Origin of the sequence: Flavobacterium sp. JAS, assembly GCF_020991455.1 — a bacterium.
GTDB lineage: Bacteria > Bacteroidota > Bacteroidia > Flavobacteriales > Flavobacteriaceae > Flavobacterium.
On sequence record NZ_JAJMOX010000001.1, the window covers coordinates 506876 to 523004 of the forward strand.

14 protein-coding genes are annotated in these 16129 nt (G+C 32.8%); 6 read left to right on the forward strand and 8 right to left on the reverse strand.

All coding sequences use genetic code 11. From position 1 onward, the window contains the following. Nucleotides 1-81 precede the first annotated feature (81 nt). From LPB88_RS02100 to LPB88_RS02130, 7 genes are all read right to left on the reverse strand, one after another. The gene (locus LPB88_RS02100; RefSeq protein ID WP_230712146.1) at nt 82-585 is read right to left on the reverse strand and encodes an OmpH family outer membrane protein; all 504 of its coding nucleotides are present in this window, start codon (nt 583-585) and stop codon (nt 82-84) included. A gap of 15 nt (nt 586-600) precedes the next feature. After that, nucleotides 601-1611: an OmpH family outer membrane protein gene (locus LPB88_RS02105; protein WP_230712147.1), complete on the reverse strand. Its 1011-nt coding sequence runs from the start codon at nt 1609-1611 to the stop codon at nt 601-603. Nucleotides 1612-1651: 40 nt separating this feature from the next. Continuing rightward, entirely contained in the window at nt 1652-4399 is a 2748-nt protein-coding gene (locus LPB88_RS02110; RefSeq protein ID WP_230712148.1) for an outer membrane protein assembly factor, read from the reverse strand. Then, nucleotides 4332-5072, reverse strand: coding sequence for an isoprenyl transferase (locus LPB88_RS02115; protein WP_230712181.1), 741 nt, complete (start codon nt 5070-5072; stop codon nt 4332-4334). Before LPB88_RS02115 ends, LPB88_RS02110 begins: the two co-directional genes overlap by 68 nt. 4 nt (nt 5073-5076) lie before the next feature. Continuing rightward, the gene (locus LPB88_RS02120; RefSeq protein WP_230712149.1) at nt 5077-5766 is read right to left on the reverse strand and encodes a DUF6089 family protein; all 690 of its coding nucleotides are present in this window, start codon (nt 5764-5766) and stop codon (nt 5077-5079) included. 173 nt (nt 5767-5939) lie between these two features. Continuing rightward, nucleotides 5940-6824 (reverse strand): NAD kinase, encoded by an 885-nt coding sequence (locus tag LPB88_RS02125; RefSeq protein ID WP_230712150.1) that lies wholly within the window; start codon nt 6822-6824, stop codon nt 5940-5942. A gap of 100 nt (nt 6825-6924) precedes the next feature. After that, on the reverse strand, nt 6925-7584 hold the full coding sequence (locus tag LPB88_RS02130; RefSeq protein ID WP_230712151.1) for a CBS domain-containing protein: 660 nt from the start codon (nt 7582-7584) through the stop codon (nt 6925-6927). 116 nt (nt 7585-7700) lie between these two features. Here LPB88_RS02130 and LPB88_RS02135 point away from each other — a divergent pair, with 116 nt between their 5' ends. The 3 genes from LPB88_RS02135 (at nt 7701) to LPB88_RS02145 (ending at nt 11775) form a co-directional block, all read left to right on the forward strand. Then, nucleotides 7701-8414, forward strand: coding sequence for a pyridoxine 5'-phosphate synthase (locus tag LPB88_RS02135; RefSeq protein WP_089353979.1), 714 nt, complete (start codon nt 7701-7703; stop codon nt 8412-8414). Nucleotides 8415-8643: 229 nt separating this feature from the next. Continuing rightward, nucleotides 8644-10923 carry a TonB-dependent receptor domain-containing protein gene (locus tag LPB88_RS23825; protein WP_230712152.1) on the forward strand — a complete coding sequence of 760 codons (2280 nt, stop codon included), beginning with the start codon at nt 8644-8646 and terminating at the stop codon, nt 10921-10923. A 3-nt stretch (nt 10924-10926) separates the two neighbouring features. Beyond that, a complete protein-coding gene (locus LPB88_RS02145; protein WP_230712153.1) occupies nt 10927-11775 on the forward strand; it encodes a DUF4249 domain-containing protein in 849 nt (282 codons plus the stop codon). Nucleotides 11776-11829: 54 nt separating this feature from the next. On the opposite strand, the gene LPB88_RS02150 is transcribed toward LPB88_RS02145, so the two are convergent. Continuing rightward, nucleotides 11830-13092 (reverse strand): hypothetical protein, encoded by a 1263-nt coding sequence (locus LPB88_RS02150; RefSeq protein WP_230712154.1) that lies wholly within the window; start codon nt 13090-13092, stop codon nt 11830-11832. Between the two features lie 224 nt (nt 13093-13316). On the opposite strand from LPB88_RS02150, the gene LPB88_RS02155 reads away from it, so the two are divergent. From LPB88_RS02155 to LPB88_RS02165, 3 genes are all read left to right on the forward strand, one after another. Beyond that, nucleotides 13317-14081, forward strand: a complete 765-nt coding sequence (locus LPB88_RS02155; protein ID WP_230712155.1) for an alpha/beta fold hydrolase — start codon at nt 13317-13319, stop codon at nt 14079-14081. 85 nt (nt 14082-14166) lie between these two features. Continuing rightward, nucleotides 14167-14511: a phage holin family protein gene (locus LPB88_RS02160; RefSeq protein ID WP_230712156.1), complete on the forward strand. Its 345-nt coding sequence runs from the start codon at nt 14167-14169 to the stop codon at nt 14509-14511. Nucleotides 14512-14629: 118 nt separating this feature from the next. Next, entirely contained in the window at nt 14630-15952 is a 1323-nt protein-coding gene (locus tag LPB88_RS02165) for a trigger factor (RefSeq protein WP_230712157.1), read from the forward strand. Nucleotides 15953-16129 lie beyond the last annotated feature (177 nt).

Below are 16129 nucleotides of genomic sequence, written 5' to 3' on the forward strand. Positions count from 1 at the left end.
TTAAAAAGTACAAATTTTAAAAGCAAAAAAAATGGCTCAAACTTAAAAAGTTGAGCCATTTTTAATAATGAGATTTATTTCTTAGAATCCTAAGTCTTTCTTAACATCAGCAGTTATGTTTGGACCGTCAGCTAATAATAAAGTAGAACCGTCAAGAACATATTGGAAACCTTTAGCTTTTCCAACTTTTTGGATAGAAGCTCTTACTTTTTCCATTAATGGTTTTACGATATCAGTTTCTTTTTGTTGTAGTTCTTTTTGTGCATTGTCTCTATAGTCAACAATTCTTTTTTGCATGTCTTGAACTTCTTTAGAACGATCTCCGTTTACAGCATCAGTTACAGTTGCAGCTTCAGCCTCGTATTTTTTAATTTTTACTTGGTATTCGTCAACCATTTTTTTGTATTCTGCATCATATGTACCGCTTAATTTTTGTAATTGGTTTTGAGCATCTAGCATTGCAGGCATTTTCGACATAATCTCGCTAACATCAACATGAGCTACCTTAGCTTGTGCGTTCATTGTGTTACTTGCTCCTAAAATTAAAATGGCAGCAATTAGTAAAGTTTTAATTTGTTTCATCATTTTTAAAAATATTAATTAATTATTGGTCGTATTTGTTTTCGGTGTTTCGGCTTCTTTTGCTTTTTTAGCCGCTTCTCTTTCCTCTAAGATTTTTTTTCTTCTTTCTTCTAATTCTTTTTTACGTTGCTCATAAAGCTTTTGTCTTTCTGCCGCTTTATCTACCGTTGGTGCTGCTGGTGTTGTTTCAGTTCCCGCCGCTGGTGTTGCGGTTTTTGCTGTACCGTCAGTTTTAGTAGCATCAGTTGTTTTTGCTGTTTCAGAAACCGTGCCATTTTTTTTGGCTTCTCGCTCTGCTAATATTGCTTTTCTTCTGTCGTCGTATTCTTTTTTCTTAGCTTCCTGCTCTAATTTTCTGTCTTCGATTAGTTTATCTCTGGCAGCTTTCTTTTCGTCTAATACTTTTTGTCTGTCTTGCAATGCAGGATTTTCATCAATAGCATTTTCTTTACTTTCTTTAGCTTCCTGATCTTTCAATTGTTTTTTAGTCAACTGTTCACGTTTGTCAGTTCTGTTTAAAATACGTAGAACCTGATCGCTAATATCAAACCTTTTATTGCTAAAAAGCATTGTTAAATCTGATGATTTATCAAATACAAAATCATAATTTTTAGCTTCAGCTATATCTTGAACAGCTGTAAAAACTTGATCTTGTATAGGTTTTGCTAACGCCTTTTTTTGATGAATTAAACTTCCGTCAGGACCAAATTGTTTTTGTTGGTAATCTAACATTTCGTCTTCAAGAAATTTGATCTCAGTTTCTCTTTCATCAATTAACTCTTTGGTAAGTAGTGCTTTTTCAGCTTTAAGACTTTCTTTAAGAGTATTAATATTTAGCTTCTTAGCTTCAATTTCCTGTTTCCATTTTTGGGCTTTTAACTCCAATTGGGCTTTCGCTTCTTTATAGTCGGAAACATTTTCCAAAATGTATTCCATGTCGATGTAGCCAATCCTAGTCGTTTTTCCTTGTGCCTGACTTGTATTGACTACAATCAAGGCTAAAAATATAAATAAAAACTGTTTTCTCATAATATTACCTTATTTGAAAATCATTAACGGAAAATTCTCACTAAAATTGCTGACCTATGATAAAGTGAGTTTCCCAACCATGTGCTTTAGTTTCTCCTGGAAGAGCATCGAAACCATATCCAAAGTCAATACCTAATAATCCAAACGCAGGCATGAATACACGTAAACCAGCACCAGCTGAACGACTTAAATCAAAAGGATTATAGTCTTTGAACGTTGGGTATGATGATCCCGCTTCTAAAAACGTTAAAGCATAAATTGAAGCAGATGATTTCAATGTAATTGGATAACGTAATTCCATAGAGAATTTATTATAAATTGTTGCTCCAATTTGATCTCCTGCCGCATTTACCGGAGTTAACGAGTTGTTTGGATAACCTCTTAATCCTATCGTTTCTCTACCATCCATTGAGTATTGTGCCATTCCATCTCCACCTAAATAAAAACGTTCAAATGGTACAACTCCTCTTGCCTGATCATAAGCTCCTAAGAAACCAAACTCAGTTAATGTTCTTAAAACTAATTTACCATATACTTTAGTATACCAATCAGCTTTAAATTTTACTTTATAATATTCTAACCAATTATATTTTTTCTGGTCTACTTTACCTTGGTCTGTATCTGCACTTGTATAATCAGATCCAACACTCACTGTACCAGTTTGTCCATTTATTGTTTCTGACTTAATATAGTCACCATTGTTAAGTGGTCTTCCATCTGAGCCAGAAGTTGATGCTCCTGTCCATCTTGATTTGTACTCTTTTTGATTTTGCAAATCTCCATAATCAATACCATTAAATAATGAGTAAGGAGGTGTAACTTTTGCAGAAATACTAAACTCAGAACCGTACATTGGGAATATTGGGTTAACCCCTTTATTACTTCTTGAAAGTCCTATTGTATAAGCTAAGTTTCTCGATGCACCATTACCAAAGGTAAACAAACCTGTGTTATAGTTATTCAAATCATAGTGTTGGTAACTTACAGATTGTGACAATACAAAATAATCATCTGGCACTGTTAATCTTTTAGCTAGCCCAACTTGCACTGTAAAAATATTAAAACTTTTGCTTTTATCAACACTTCTGGTGACATAATTATTAAGAAATTGTTTACTATATGATATGGATGAACTAAATTGTACTGGTTTTTTTCCTCCAAACCATGGTTCTGAAAATGATAAACTATAGGTTTGGAAATATGTACTTCCTTGTAAACGTAATGCTACTTTTTGACCATCTCCCATTGGTAAAGGCTTGTAGGCATCTTTATCGAAAAGCTTTCTTGCCGAGAAGTTGTTAAATGACAATCCTAAAGTACCAATGAAACCTCCACCACCGTAACCTCCTTGAAGTTCTACCTGGCTAGATCCTTTTTCTACAACATGATATTCAATATCAACAGTTCCTGCTCCGGCATCTACGTTTTTAAACTTTGGTTCAATTGCTTCAGGATCAAAGAATCCTAATTGTCCAATTTCACGAATAGTTCGAACTAATTGTTCTTTACTATATTTTTCTCCTGGCTTAGTTCTTAACTCACGATAAATTACGTGGTCATTTGTCTTGTCATTACCAACAACCGAAATTTTGTTGAAATAGGCGATAGGACCTTCAGTAACTCTAATCTCAAAATCGATAGTATCATTTACTGTTCTTACCTCTACAGCATTAATATTTGAGAACAAATATCCGTTGTTTTGGTATAAGTTAGTAATATCTTCAGCGTCAGGTTTTGATTTGTCTGCGATTCTTTTTTCAAGTAAAACACCATTATAGGTCTCACCTTTTTTAATTCCTAAATAACCATTTAAAGTACGGTCAGAATAAACAGTATTTCCTAAAAACTTAATATTTCCGAAGTAATATTTGTTTCCTTCTTCCAGATTAATTTTAATGGCTAGCATATTTTTCTGCTTGTTGTAAACAACAGAATCATAAATAATACGAGCGTCACGATATCCTTTTTCTTTATAAGCAGAAATTACCTTTTCTAAGTCGGTTTTATATTTTTCAGGAATAAATTTTGAAGACTTTAAAACGCGAAGTATATTTTTTTGCTTTGTGTCTTTCATTGCGCCTCTTAACTGTGAGTCTGTAAGTTGCTTATTTCCAATGAAATCAATGCTGCTGATTTTTACTTTATCACCTTTGTCTACCCGAACAAGCATGTTTACCTGATGTCCGTTTATAGTATCCGGAGTAGTGGTAATAGTAACTTTGGTGTTGTAAAAACCGTCTTTTTTGTATTTGTTTTCTATGTAGTTTTTTGTCGTAGTAATTAAGTTTTCGTTGACAATTTTGCTTTTTGTTAAGTTGTTGTCTTTAATAAGTCCTTCGACTTTACTTTTCTTAATACCAACAAATTTAACTTCGTTTAGTTTAGGTAGTTCAACAATATTTAAATCTAGATATATACTATCGTTTTCTACCTTATTAATATAGAAGGCAATCTCGTCAAAAAGACCAAGTTTACCTAACTTTTTAATTGCGCCACTGATTTCTTCACCAGGAACAGTTATTTCCTGTCCTTTTTGAAGGCCAGAGAAGGTAACAACAGTTTGTTCATTGAAGCTTATTTTACCAACAACAGAAACTTTAGCAAGAATATATTTTTTTCCTTGATCAAAAGGAACTCTTTCTTGTGCTTTTATTTGTGAAAAACTACCCAAAAGAAGTAGGGTAAGGACTATTTGTACTCTTTTTTGTAACACTAAAAAATTATTTAATTTGTTCACTGGTTTTTCCAAATCTACGTTCTCTTTTTTGATAACTAATAATAGCCTCATATAAATCTTGATCTTTAAAGTCTGGCCACAAGACATTAGTAAAATATAATTCTGCATAGGCTATCTGCCATAGCAAAAAATTACTTATTCTATGTTCTCCACTTGTTCGTATTAATAAATCTACGTCAGGTAAATTTTGCGTGTAAAGATGCTCATTTATAATTGAATCGTCAATAGTGTCTATTGAAATTATATTATTTTTAACTTTATCACTGATGATTCTAACAGCATTTACCAATTCTTCTCGTGATCCGTAACTTAAAGCCAGTGTTAACGTGAGACGTGTATTGTTTTTGGTTTTATCAATTACATCAAGCAGTTCTTTTTGAGCAGATTTTGGTAATTTGTCAAGATTACCAATAGCATTTAGTCTGATGTTGTTTTCTTGTAAAGTAACTAGTTCTTTTTTAAGAGAATTAATCAATATTCTCATTAATGCTTCAACCTCGAGTTTTGGACGATTCCAGTTTTCTGTAGAAAAAGCGTATAAGGTAAGATACTCAATACCAAGTTTGGCACAAGTAGTAATTGTTTTTTTTACAGATTTAGTCCCATTTTCGTGGCCAAAAGCTCTTAAGAAGCCTTGTTGCTTGGCCCAACGACCATTCCCGTCCATAATAATGGCCAGATGTTTGGGTAAATTTGTGTGATCTATAGAGTCTATTAAATTCATTTTATTATTCTGCGCAATAGCAAGGTTTTTGTCCAAAGGTATAAGTTAAAGTAATACCTGAAAAGACATACCAGTCATTATTATTTAAATTTCCAAATTTCTTTATAGTTGCGCTGCTTGTGTCAGGGTTGCTTCCGTCAATATTATCTGTAAAAGTGTAGCGAGCTCCAACTTCGGCACCTAAAACCCAATGTGGGGCTATATTCGATTTTATACCTAATATTATAGGTATTGCAAATGAGCCTGATCTTTGAGATGTAGTCAAATTTGGATTAGATGCTTGTCGATATATTTTATCAAACCTAAAATAACTTAATCCTGAGAATATATAAGGAGTAATTTTTGGGTGATAATCGTGTAAATTAAAATCAAAAAAATTAAATTCTAAACCGGCAGATAGCTCTTGAACAGTATTTTCAAAACTGTAGCCTCTTTTATTTCGTCCCGTTTCGTCTGAATCAAAGTCGTTTGCGCTAACAGATGACTGTGTATAAGAAAAACGATAAGAATGGCGCGGACTCTTGTTCCATTTATATAAAACCCCAAAAGCTAGTTTTTCCGGAGCAATATAGGTTGTACTTCCTACGTCACCAATAAAGTTACTTCCGCCAAGAAAAACACCAATCTCATTAATTTGAGCGTTTAGTGTGATAAAGGGGAAAAAACATAACAATAAATTAAAAATTTTCTTCATTTAATTCAAAATTGCGTGCAAATATAATAATTATCGATACGAATCAACGTTGCTTTAGTTAAATGTGCTTTTTTTTCAATTTACGGTATGAATTTCAGACATTTAGTGAGGATTCGATACATGCAGAACGAGAAAAAGTGGTATTATCGTATAGGTGGGTGTCAGAAAAAGCCTTAATTTCTTTTGTCTTCTCCCCAAAGTAGCTTATTTCTTAATGTTTTTAAGAAAGTTTCGCCTGGTATTTCAACCATTTTTATTTTAAAGTCAGTTTTTGTAATTGTCAAAATAGATTCGTTTTTTACAGAAGCTATTCTGGAGTCTAATGAAACTAAATATTGATCTTCTCGCCCGGAAACACGCAGTTTAACCTCGGTATCATCAGGGATAACAAGTGGTCTTGCGGTTAGATTATGAGGAGCGATTGGAGTTATTACTAAGCTTTTAACGTCTGGAGTTAACAATGGACCGCCACAACTCAATGAATATCCGGTAGAACCGGTAGGAGTCGAGATAATTAATCCGTCTGCCCAATAAGAATTTAAATATTCATCGTTTAGGTAGGTTTCAATTGTTACCATCGATGTAGTATCTTTTCGGCTCACAGTAACCTCATTCATGGCAAAATTCAAATCTTCAATTGCTTCATTTTTTGGATCACAAGTAAGGCTTAGTAAAGTTCTTTCAGAGGTCGTATAATTTTTGTCGATCACAAATTGTAAAAAGCTGTCAATGTTTTCTTTTTGAACTGTAGCCAGAAAACCCAGCCTTCCTGCATTGATTCCTAAAATAGGAACGCCTGAATTGCGGACTAAAGTCGCAGCCCTTAAAATGGTTCCGTCGCCACCAATACTAATTAGCATTTCAAAACTATTATCTAAAGATGTGCTAGACGAAAAAGTTTCATATTCATTGTCAATGAGTTGTTTTTCGTAAAGCATTTTCAGGAAATTTTCTTCAATTACCATTTCTACATTATTGGAATTGAAGAATAGAAAAATGTCCTTAATAATTGGTTCGGTACTGTTTTGATAATACTGTCCGTATATGGCTACTTTCATTTTTTTTAATTAGATAATTTGGCAATGTGTCAATTAGATAATGTGTCAATTAGATAATTTCTGAGTCCATCTAATTATCTAATTGACACATTATCTAATTTTATATATTAAGATACTTGTCTAGGTAATCTGAACGCTCTTTTAAGCTGTTAATATAGGCGTCTTCCTGATGTTCTGAGATGATTTCATAATTGTAGCGTCTAAAGGTCTGAATGATTTCATTCATTGGTCCAACACCGATTTTTATCGTAATTTGAACATTTTCCAGATCAGCTTCAGATATAAAACAACCTAAAATTTTACCATTATTACTCTCTACAATTTGAGCAACCTGACCCATAGAATAATCTAAAAGACCTTTTTGGACAATGATAATTCCACCCTGTTCTTTTAAAAATGGAGTTTCCTGAAAAAATTTCATGATATCTTCCATTTCATAATAACCTATATAGGCATTATTTTCGTCAAGAACGGGAACTACATTGGTGTGATTTTTAGCAAAAACTTCTAAAACATCCAGCCAAAGCATTGATTTTCTGGCAAAAAAACGTTCTAAAGTATATTTATAGTCAATCGCTCTTTTGTCGGTATCAAAAGTTTCGATATCGTCAGAAGCGATACTTCCAATGAAAATTCCGTTCTCCAAAACCGGAAAATGTGAAAAATTCAAATCTGCAAAAAAGTCCTGAACAGATGATATCGTTTCCTGACTATCAATCGCTCTGAAATCATTGGTGATATAATTAGTAATTTCTGTCATAAATCAATTGAAGATATTTGATGCAAAATAATCAAAAAATAGCAAAAACTGCTACGTTTTACTTTGTATTTTTGTCGTAACAAATATAGTGTTACTAGAATTAATTATCTATTTATATGACAAAGTTAAGTGTAAATATCAATAAAATTGCAACCTTAAGAAATGCACGTGGCGGAAATGTTCCTGATTTATTAAAAGTTGCTACAGATATTCAGAATTTCGGAGCTCAGGGAATTACGATTCATCCACGCCCGGACGAGCGTCACATTCGTTATCAGGACGCTCGCGATTTAAAAGCAATCGTACATACCGAATATAATATTGAAGGAAATCCTCAACATAATTTTATCGATTTAGTATTAGAGTGCAAACCAACGCAGGTAACTTTAGTTCCGGATGCAATTGGAGCGATAACATCTTCTGCGGGTTGGGATACTATTAAAAATGAGTCGTATTTAATTGAAGTTGTTCAGGAGTTTAAACGCAACGGAATCAGAACTTCGATTTTTGTTGATCCAGTTCTGGAAATTATCGAAGGAGCAAAAAAAACAGGAACTGATAGAATCGAATTGTATACTGAAGCTTTTGCGCATCAATACAGTCTTGGAAATAAAAACGGAATCGATCCTTATGTTGAAGCTGCAAAATTGGCAAACGAATTAGGTTTAGGAATCAATGCCGGACATGATTTAAGTTTAGATAATGTTCAGTTCTTCAATCAAAATATACCTGGTTTATTAGAAGTTTCTATTGGACATGCTTTAATTTCAGAAGCGCTTTATCTAGGTTTAGATAATGTGGTGAATATGTATTTGAATAAGTTGAAGTAAAATAAAAAGGAATAGGGCATGACCCGCAGAAAAAGCGGGTCGGGCTATTCGTTTCAATCTTCTGGTTTTAAAGAAAAACCAGAAGGATTTCCACTACTATCCCTCATGCGGCATTTCGGTAATAATAATCTTTTTGGGATATGAATTTTTATCCAAAAAATAAAATATTCACTTCACCTAAGAATTGATTTATAATTGATTATTTTCGCACTTTTCTTATTAAAACCACGTGCCAAAAACTATAATTCTCTTCTTTTTATTCTGTTTATCCAATGTATTTGCGCAATCTAAAGGGAATATCAGTGGAAACCTAAAATCTTCCGAAAACGAAAATCTTGTTGGAGCAAGTATTTCTTTCAATACAAATAACCAGCATTATTATGCAATCTCAGATTCTATTGGTAACTTTTTGCAAAATATTCCCTTAGGAAAAGTCGAAATTAAGGTTAATCAGCTTGGTTATCTTAAAAAAACAATCGATTTTAATTTTACAAAAGACACCATTCTTTCTATAGTTTTAGAAAAAGACATTTCGCTTTTGAAAGAAGTCGTAATTACCAATGACAAAAAAAGTGGAATAACGACTTTATCAGGAGGTAAATTATCTTTTAATTTAAAAGAATTATCATCCGTTCCAACTGTTTTAGGAACCACTGATATTATAAAACTTTTGCAGCTAACTCCCGGAGTACAAAATTCTGGAGATGCAAACGGATATTTGTATGTAAGAGGCGGAGATCCTGGACACAACGCGATTTTGTACAATGGTACACCTATATATGGTATGTCGCATTTATTGGGAATTTTTCCTTTTTATAATACAGATCATATTAAGGAAGTAGAATTTGATAAATCCAGTTCGAATGCTAAATACGGCGGACGTTTAAGTTCGACAACACTTTTGCTTCCAAATAAAATAATACCTTCTGAATTTGGAATACAGGGAAATGTGGGAATCCTGGCGTCACAATTAAGTGTAGCGATTCCGGTGACTAAAAATTCCGGGTTTTATATTTCAGGCAGGAAAACCTATATTGATGAAATTGTTGCGCCATTACTGCGTTCAGGTTCAAAAAACAATGATGTTCAGGATATGAAATACGGATTCTCAGATGGTAATATTACGTTTTTGTCTCAAATCTCAAAGAAGAATCTATTTTCTATCGATGCTTTTATTAGCGGAGACGAATTGAAAATAAAAGACGGAAATCTGGCTTTAAGAACGAGTTTAAAGTGGAGCAACTTTACAGTTTCTCCAACACTGGTTACTACATTTTCGCCTAAAGTAAGCATGTCAAATTCGGTTTACTTTACGCAGTATTCTAATGATTTGAATATGGAACAAGCGACAATTCAGTTTGGAGTTTCTTCTTATGTAAAGGATTTTGGATTTACAAATTCGGTTCGTTATGCTATTAAAAACATTCCTTTTGAATCGGGATTACAATATGTGTATCATGATTTGCAGCCACAAAAAGTGAATGTCGAAAATCTAACATCTAATAATAATACGTCGCAAAATAGTATAATTGACGCCAATGAGGCCGCTGTTTTTACTACGGCTAAGCCAAAGATCTTCGAGAATCTAATTGTTGAATTAGGACTGAGAATCAACTATTATACTTCTGGTTCAAATAATTCGTATTTGCATTTTCAGCCTCGCGTACTATTGAATTATTATCCAAATAATAAATACTCATTTTATGCTTCTTATAATAAACAGTACCAATATTTAAGTCTAATAACTACTTCAAGCGTTGGAATTCCAACTGATTTTTGGATTGCCAGTTCAGACGGAATAAAACCACAATCATCAAACGAATTCTCAATTGGTTCCAATCAGAATATTTCGAGAAACTTTAGTTCTTCTTTCGGAGGGTTTTATCGCTCTATGAAAGATTTACTCGAATATCCTTATGGAATTACACAGTTTAACGAAACGACAACTCTCAAGAATGATTTGTTGGTAGGAAAAGGAAAAGCCTACGGACTAGAAATGATGCTGAAAAAAAGCAACGGAAGATTTACAGGCTGGTTGAGTTATACTTTAAGTTGGTCTGATCGTAATTTTGATGAATTGAATAACGGAAATACTTATTTCGCCAAATACGACCGTCGTCATAACCTTTCTTTAGTTGGAATGTATGATTTAAATTCAAAGTGGAATTTTGGTGTTACGCAGATATTTAGTTCCGGAAACCGATTTACAATGCCAACTTCCTGGTATTTTATTAATAATAACCCAGTCAAAGAATATTCGGGATATAACAATGCTCAAATGCCAAATTATATCAGAACAGATGTTTCTGTAAATTACTTTTTTTTGAAAACTAATAAAAAAGAAAGTGCATTGAATTTTTCAATTTATAACACATTCAATATTGATAATCCAATTTATGTGGTACTGAACGTTCAGGTAAATGAAGATAAAAACAGTGTGATTGTAAAACAGGAGAAAAAGGTTTTGTACCGAATTTTACCTTCGATAAGTTGGAGATTTAAATTTTAAAAGATGAAAAAATATATAGTATTTCTTTTTGCTTTAATAATAACAAGTTGTTCTAAAGATGATTTTAGTGAGAAAAGTATTGAATCTAAAGTTGTAGTTGAAGGTTGGATAGAAGAAGGAGATTACGCTCAGGTTTTGCTTTCGAGCAGTATTCCCGTTACAGATGTTATTGATTCTACAAATGTCTTAAATCACGTAATCAGATCTGCAAAAATCACGATTTCTGACGGACAGACATCTGAAGTTTTAAGGGTTAAAAACGATAAAAACAGAGTGCCGCCATTTGTGTATTTTGGATCGACTTTAAAAGGCGAAGCAGGAAAAGAATATTCGCTTAAAATTGAATATTTAAATCGGGTAATAGAAGCAATAACGACAATCCCAAAAACAGTTCTGCTTAAAAGTGCTGAATATATAAAGAAGAATGACAGAGATACGACAGGTTATGTTTTTGTGAAATTTGATGATCCTTTAAGCGAAAAAAACTACTATCAGATCGCAACGAAAATCGATCATGAAGAGCCTATTTTTGTTCCTGCATTCTATGGCAACTTAGATGATAAAAACTTTACTACATCAGAAGTTTCGGTGCAAATAAATAGAGGTATTTTACTTTTTCCTAAAACAAAATTTACGCCTTATTTTGCTGATGGAGATTTGATTTTTGTAAAATTAAGAACCCAGAATAAAGAGGCGCTGGATTTCTGGAACAGTTGGCAAAACGAAATTGTAAACAGTAGAAACCCAATTTATCCCGCAAATACAAGTTTGAAGTCTAATATAAAAGGCGGCATTGGTATTTGGGCAGGATACGGACAAAGTACATTGGTGGTAAGAACACCTCCAAAATAAAAAAGCCGATTTGAACTAATTCAAATCGGCTTTTTAGCTATAGTTTAAAAGCTATTATTTGTTGAACGCTTTTGCGAAATCTTCAAATTTAGTTTCTAGTTTATCAAAACCTTCAGAGAAATAAGCACCCATTTCTACTTCAGTTTTATCGCTGAATCTTAAATAGTTTACAACATTATAATATTGAACAGAAGAACCGTTGCTTTCTTCTTTTTCTGCATGCTGAACGATGTCTGCTATTTTAGTTCCGTCTTTTTTAGACACTAAAATTAATTTCATGTTTTTGTTGAAATTAGCAGCATCACCTTCTGCTGTTTTTTGGTAATAAGTACTTAATTCAGCACTGTAAGTTGGAGAGCTATAGTTAGTAGGACGAACCAAAGTTTTTTCTAATGCAGTTTCGTCAGCAGCAGCAGTCGCTAAGTCTGTATCAGCAACAATAATTAAGTTGTCCATTAATTTGAATAAACCATTTGCTTTACCTCTGTATTGAGTAAGGGCATCATTATCAATTAAACCATCGATATTTGCACTACTTCCTGAGTTAAAATCAACTAAAGTTTTACCGTTATAAGTAAGAACTGCCTTTGCAGTGTTTTCAGTACCTTTTTTACCGCTCATTTCCCAAGCATAACCATCGTTTACTGTCATTTTGTAAGCAAACTCATCAGGTGATTGGTTCTTGTTAGAATATTTAGCAGTCTGTGTAAATGTAGCAGATTGAACGTTGTCAATTGTTAAAGTTGCATCAGACGAAGACGGAAGAAAGATATTGTCATTGATCTCTGCATTTCCATTATAACTATCATAAAATTTAACTTTTACATCAGAAGAAACGCTTTTTGCAGAAAATACTGTATTATTCGTTGTAAGCGCTTTTTTAGCAGGAAAAACGAATTTTAATTCTGTAGTAGAAGCTGTTTTATCCCATTTTTGTCCAGTATTGTTCCAAGTATAAATACCATAAACACCAGAAATGTTTAAGATATCCTCAACTCCATTGTCATTTTTTCCATTAAAAATATCAACAGTACTAAGGTCTAATAATCTGCTTAAATTCTCCATTGCCTCAATAGCGCTTGAACTTTTTGATTTGTCCAATTGAACCAACATGTCATTAGCTTCAGCTTCTAATTTAATTTTTTGGTCAGCCGGAGTTAATTTAGAGTAAGGTTGCTTAACAATATTTGCAATTTGTTCTGCCAATGTTTGTTCTGCTGTTGGTTCGTCTGGTTTGTTTTCCGGACTGTCGTCACTAGAGCACGAGATTGTAAGTTGAGAAACAACTAATGATAATAAAAGGATTTTTTTAATCATGGTATGGTAATTTAATTAATGTATTAAATCAATTTTTTGTATTGATTTTTATGGGTGCAAGATACTTTGCGAAATTTTAATAAGCATACGGGAAACCGTAAAGACGTAAAGTTTTTTGTATAAAAAATAAGATTAAAAAAACAATCCTATAGAATTTGTTCTTTTATAGAATGATAGATTAGTTTTTTACCTTTGTGTTTATATTTTTAAAAATCAAAGTTTAGATGTTATACTCAAAAATAGAAGGCGAAGGAAAACCATTTATTATCATGCACGGATTTCTTGGTATGTCTGATAACTGGAAAACACTTGCCGGGCAATACGTAGACGCAGGATTTCAGGTTCATATTTTAGATTTACGCAATCACGGTCGCAGTTTTCATTCAGATGAATGGAGTTATGAAGCCATGGTGCAAGACGTTTTCGAATATTGCCAGGCGAATCAATTAAATAAAATAGATATTCTGGGGCATTCGATGGGCGGAAAAGTAGCGATGCTTTTTGCAACCATGCATCCTGAAATTGTAGATAAATTAATTGTAGCCGATATTGGTCCGAGATTTTACAAACAACATCATCAGGATATTTTGGCAGGATTAAATGCAGTTGATTTTTCTGTAAAACCAAGCCGAAACGATGTCGAAGCAATTGTAGCGCAATATGTTTCTGATTTTGGAACACGTCAGTTTTTGTTGAAAAACCTATATTGGAAAGAGCCGGGACAATTGGCCTTTAGGTTTAATCTCGAAGTTTTCAATAACAATCTTGATGCTATTGGGAAAGCTTTACCAGACGGGTTAGTTTTTGAAAAAGAAACATTATTTATTCGTGGCGGAGCATCAGGATATATTGCAGATGAAGATTTTGATGCAATACGTCAGCATTTTCCAAATGCTAAATTTCAAACCATTCCAAATGCAGGACATTGGCTTCATGCCGAAAATCCTAAAATGTTTTTTGAATTAACTACAGAGTTTTTAAAAGACTAATTTTTAATCAGTCGCAAAAAATAGAAATGCAATAGTTGGTAAGTATAAAATTCCTTACTTTTATTAAAACTTTAAATTAAAAAATATGAAACTATTACTCAGACTCCTTGTTACTGCGGGCTTGGTTTTGTTAATCGCTAACTTTTTGCCAGGCGTACACGTTGCCAGTTTTACAACAGCAATAATTGTTGCAATTGTCTTGGGATTATTAAATTTATTTATAAAACCAATATTGGTTATCCTGACTTTGCCTGTAACAGTCATTACTTTAGGACTGTTTTTGTTGGTAATTAATGCAATCATTATATTATTGTGTACAAATATAGTTGGAGGTTTTGCCGTAGATACTTTCTGGACCGCATTGTTCTTTAGTATCATATTGTCGATTCTTCAGTCTATTACTTACAAAATAGTAGGAGACGATAAATAAATCTAAAATATAAATGACGTTTAAAACGTCTTCAAATACAATAGATTAAAAACTTGGTTGGGTTGCAAAAATTTTATAATTTTGCAACCCAATTTTATTATGTAAATTAAAGAAGAAGATGGATATTAAAAGAGTAGCAATAAACGCTGTGAATGAAACAATTGTAATGACAGTTGTTCACATGGATTATAAAGGTCAGGTAGCAAAAAGAATAAACGAAAAAATGCCATTGGCTACCGTTAAAGGTTTTAGAAAAGGACAAGTACCAAAAGATCTTGTTGAAAAACAATACGGAAAAGCAATTAAGCAAGAAGAAGTTCAAAAAGTAGTTGATTTGGCTTTAGAGCGTTTCGTTCAATCTGAAAGATTAAATCTTTTAGGAACTCCTCTTGCTAAAGAAAATGAAAACTTTGATTGGGATGCAGAAGAACTAACTTTCGAATACGAAATTGGTTTAGTTCCAAACTTCGAAATTGATTTAGAAGCAAAAAATAATATCGTAAAATATATCGTTACTGCCGATGATAAATTAATCGACGGACAAGTAGAGCGTATCCAAAAACAATTCGGAAAAGCAATTCCACAAGAAGTTGTGTCTGCTGATTCTGATTTAACTGGAACTTTCTCAAACGAAGAAAAAGGTATCAACAATACTACTACAATTTCATTATCTACTTTCAACAAAGCTGCTGCTGATAAATTCATCGGTAAAAAAGTTGGTGACATAGTTGCCGTAAGTACAAAAGGTTTATTCGAAGATGATCACCAATTAATGGATTACTTAAAAGTATCTCATGATGACGTTCACGGTTTAGATGTTGAAGTAAACTTTACTATCGAAGCTATCAACGGAGCTGAATTGGCTGAATTAAACCAAGATTTATTTGATAAACTTTTTGGTGAAGGAAAAGTAGCTTCTTTAGAAGATTTAAAATCAAAAATTAAAGAAGATGCTGAAGCTCAATTCGCACAGCAAGCAGATCAAAAATTATTGTTAGACGTTCAGGATTTCTTGATTGAAAGCACAAAATTTGATTTACCAGCTGAATTCCTTAAAAAATGGTTGCAAACTGTAGGAGAGAAAAAACTTTCTGCAGAAGAAGCTGAAGTTGAATACGCAAGATCTGAAAGAGGATTACGTTTTCAATTAATCGAAGGAAAAGCTATGGCTCAAAGTAATATCCAAATTACATTTGAAGATTTGAAAGCTTTTACAACAAACGCTATCAAACAACAAATGGCTCAATTTGGTCAAACAAATCCAACTGACGAAGAAGTTCAGGGAATTGTGGCTAGAGTTTTATCTAACCAAGAAGAAGTAAAAAGACTTTCTGAGCAAGTAGTTGCAGAGAAATTGTTAGAAGTGTTTAAAGAAAAAGCAAATCCAACAACTAAAGAAGTAACTTACGAAGAATTTATTGCTGCTTCTTACGGAGAATAATTTCTAAAAAAATAAGTATATTTGAGCGTCAGGAACTTTTTCCTGACGCTCTTTTTGTTTCAAGTTTAATTTTGTTTCAAGTTTCAAATTCTCGAACTTCAATAAACCTGAAACTTGAAACCTGAAACAATTTTTCAAAATAAGACAAATTGACATCCTTTAGAAAGAGGTATAACC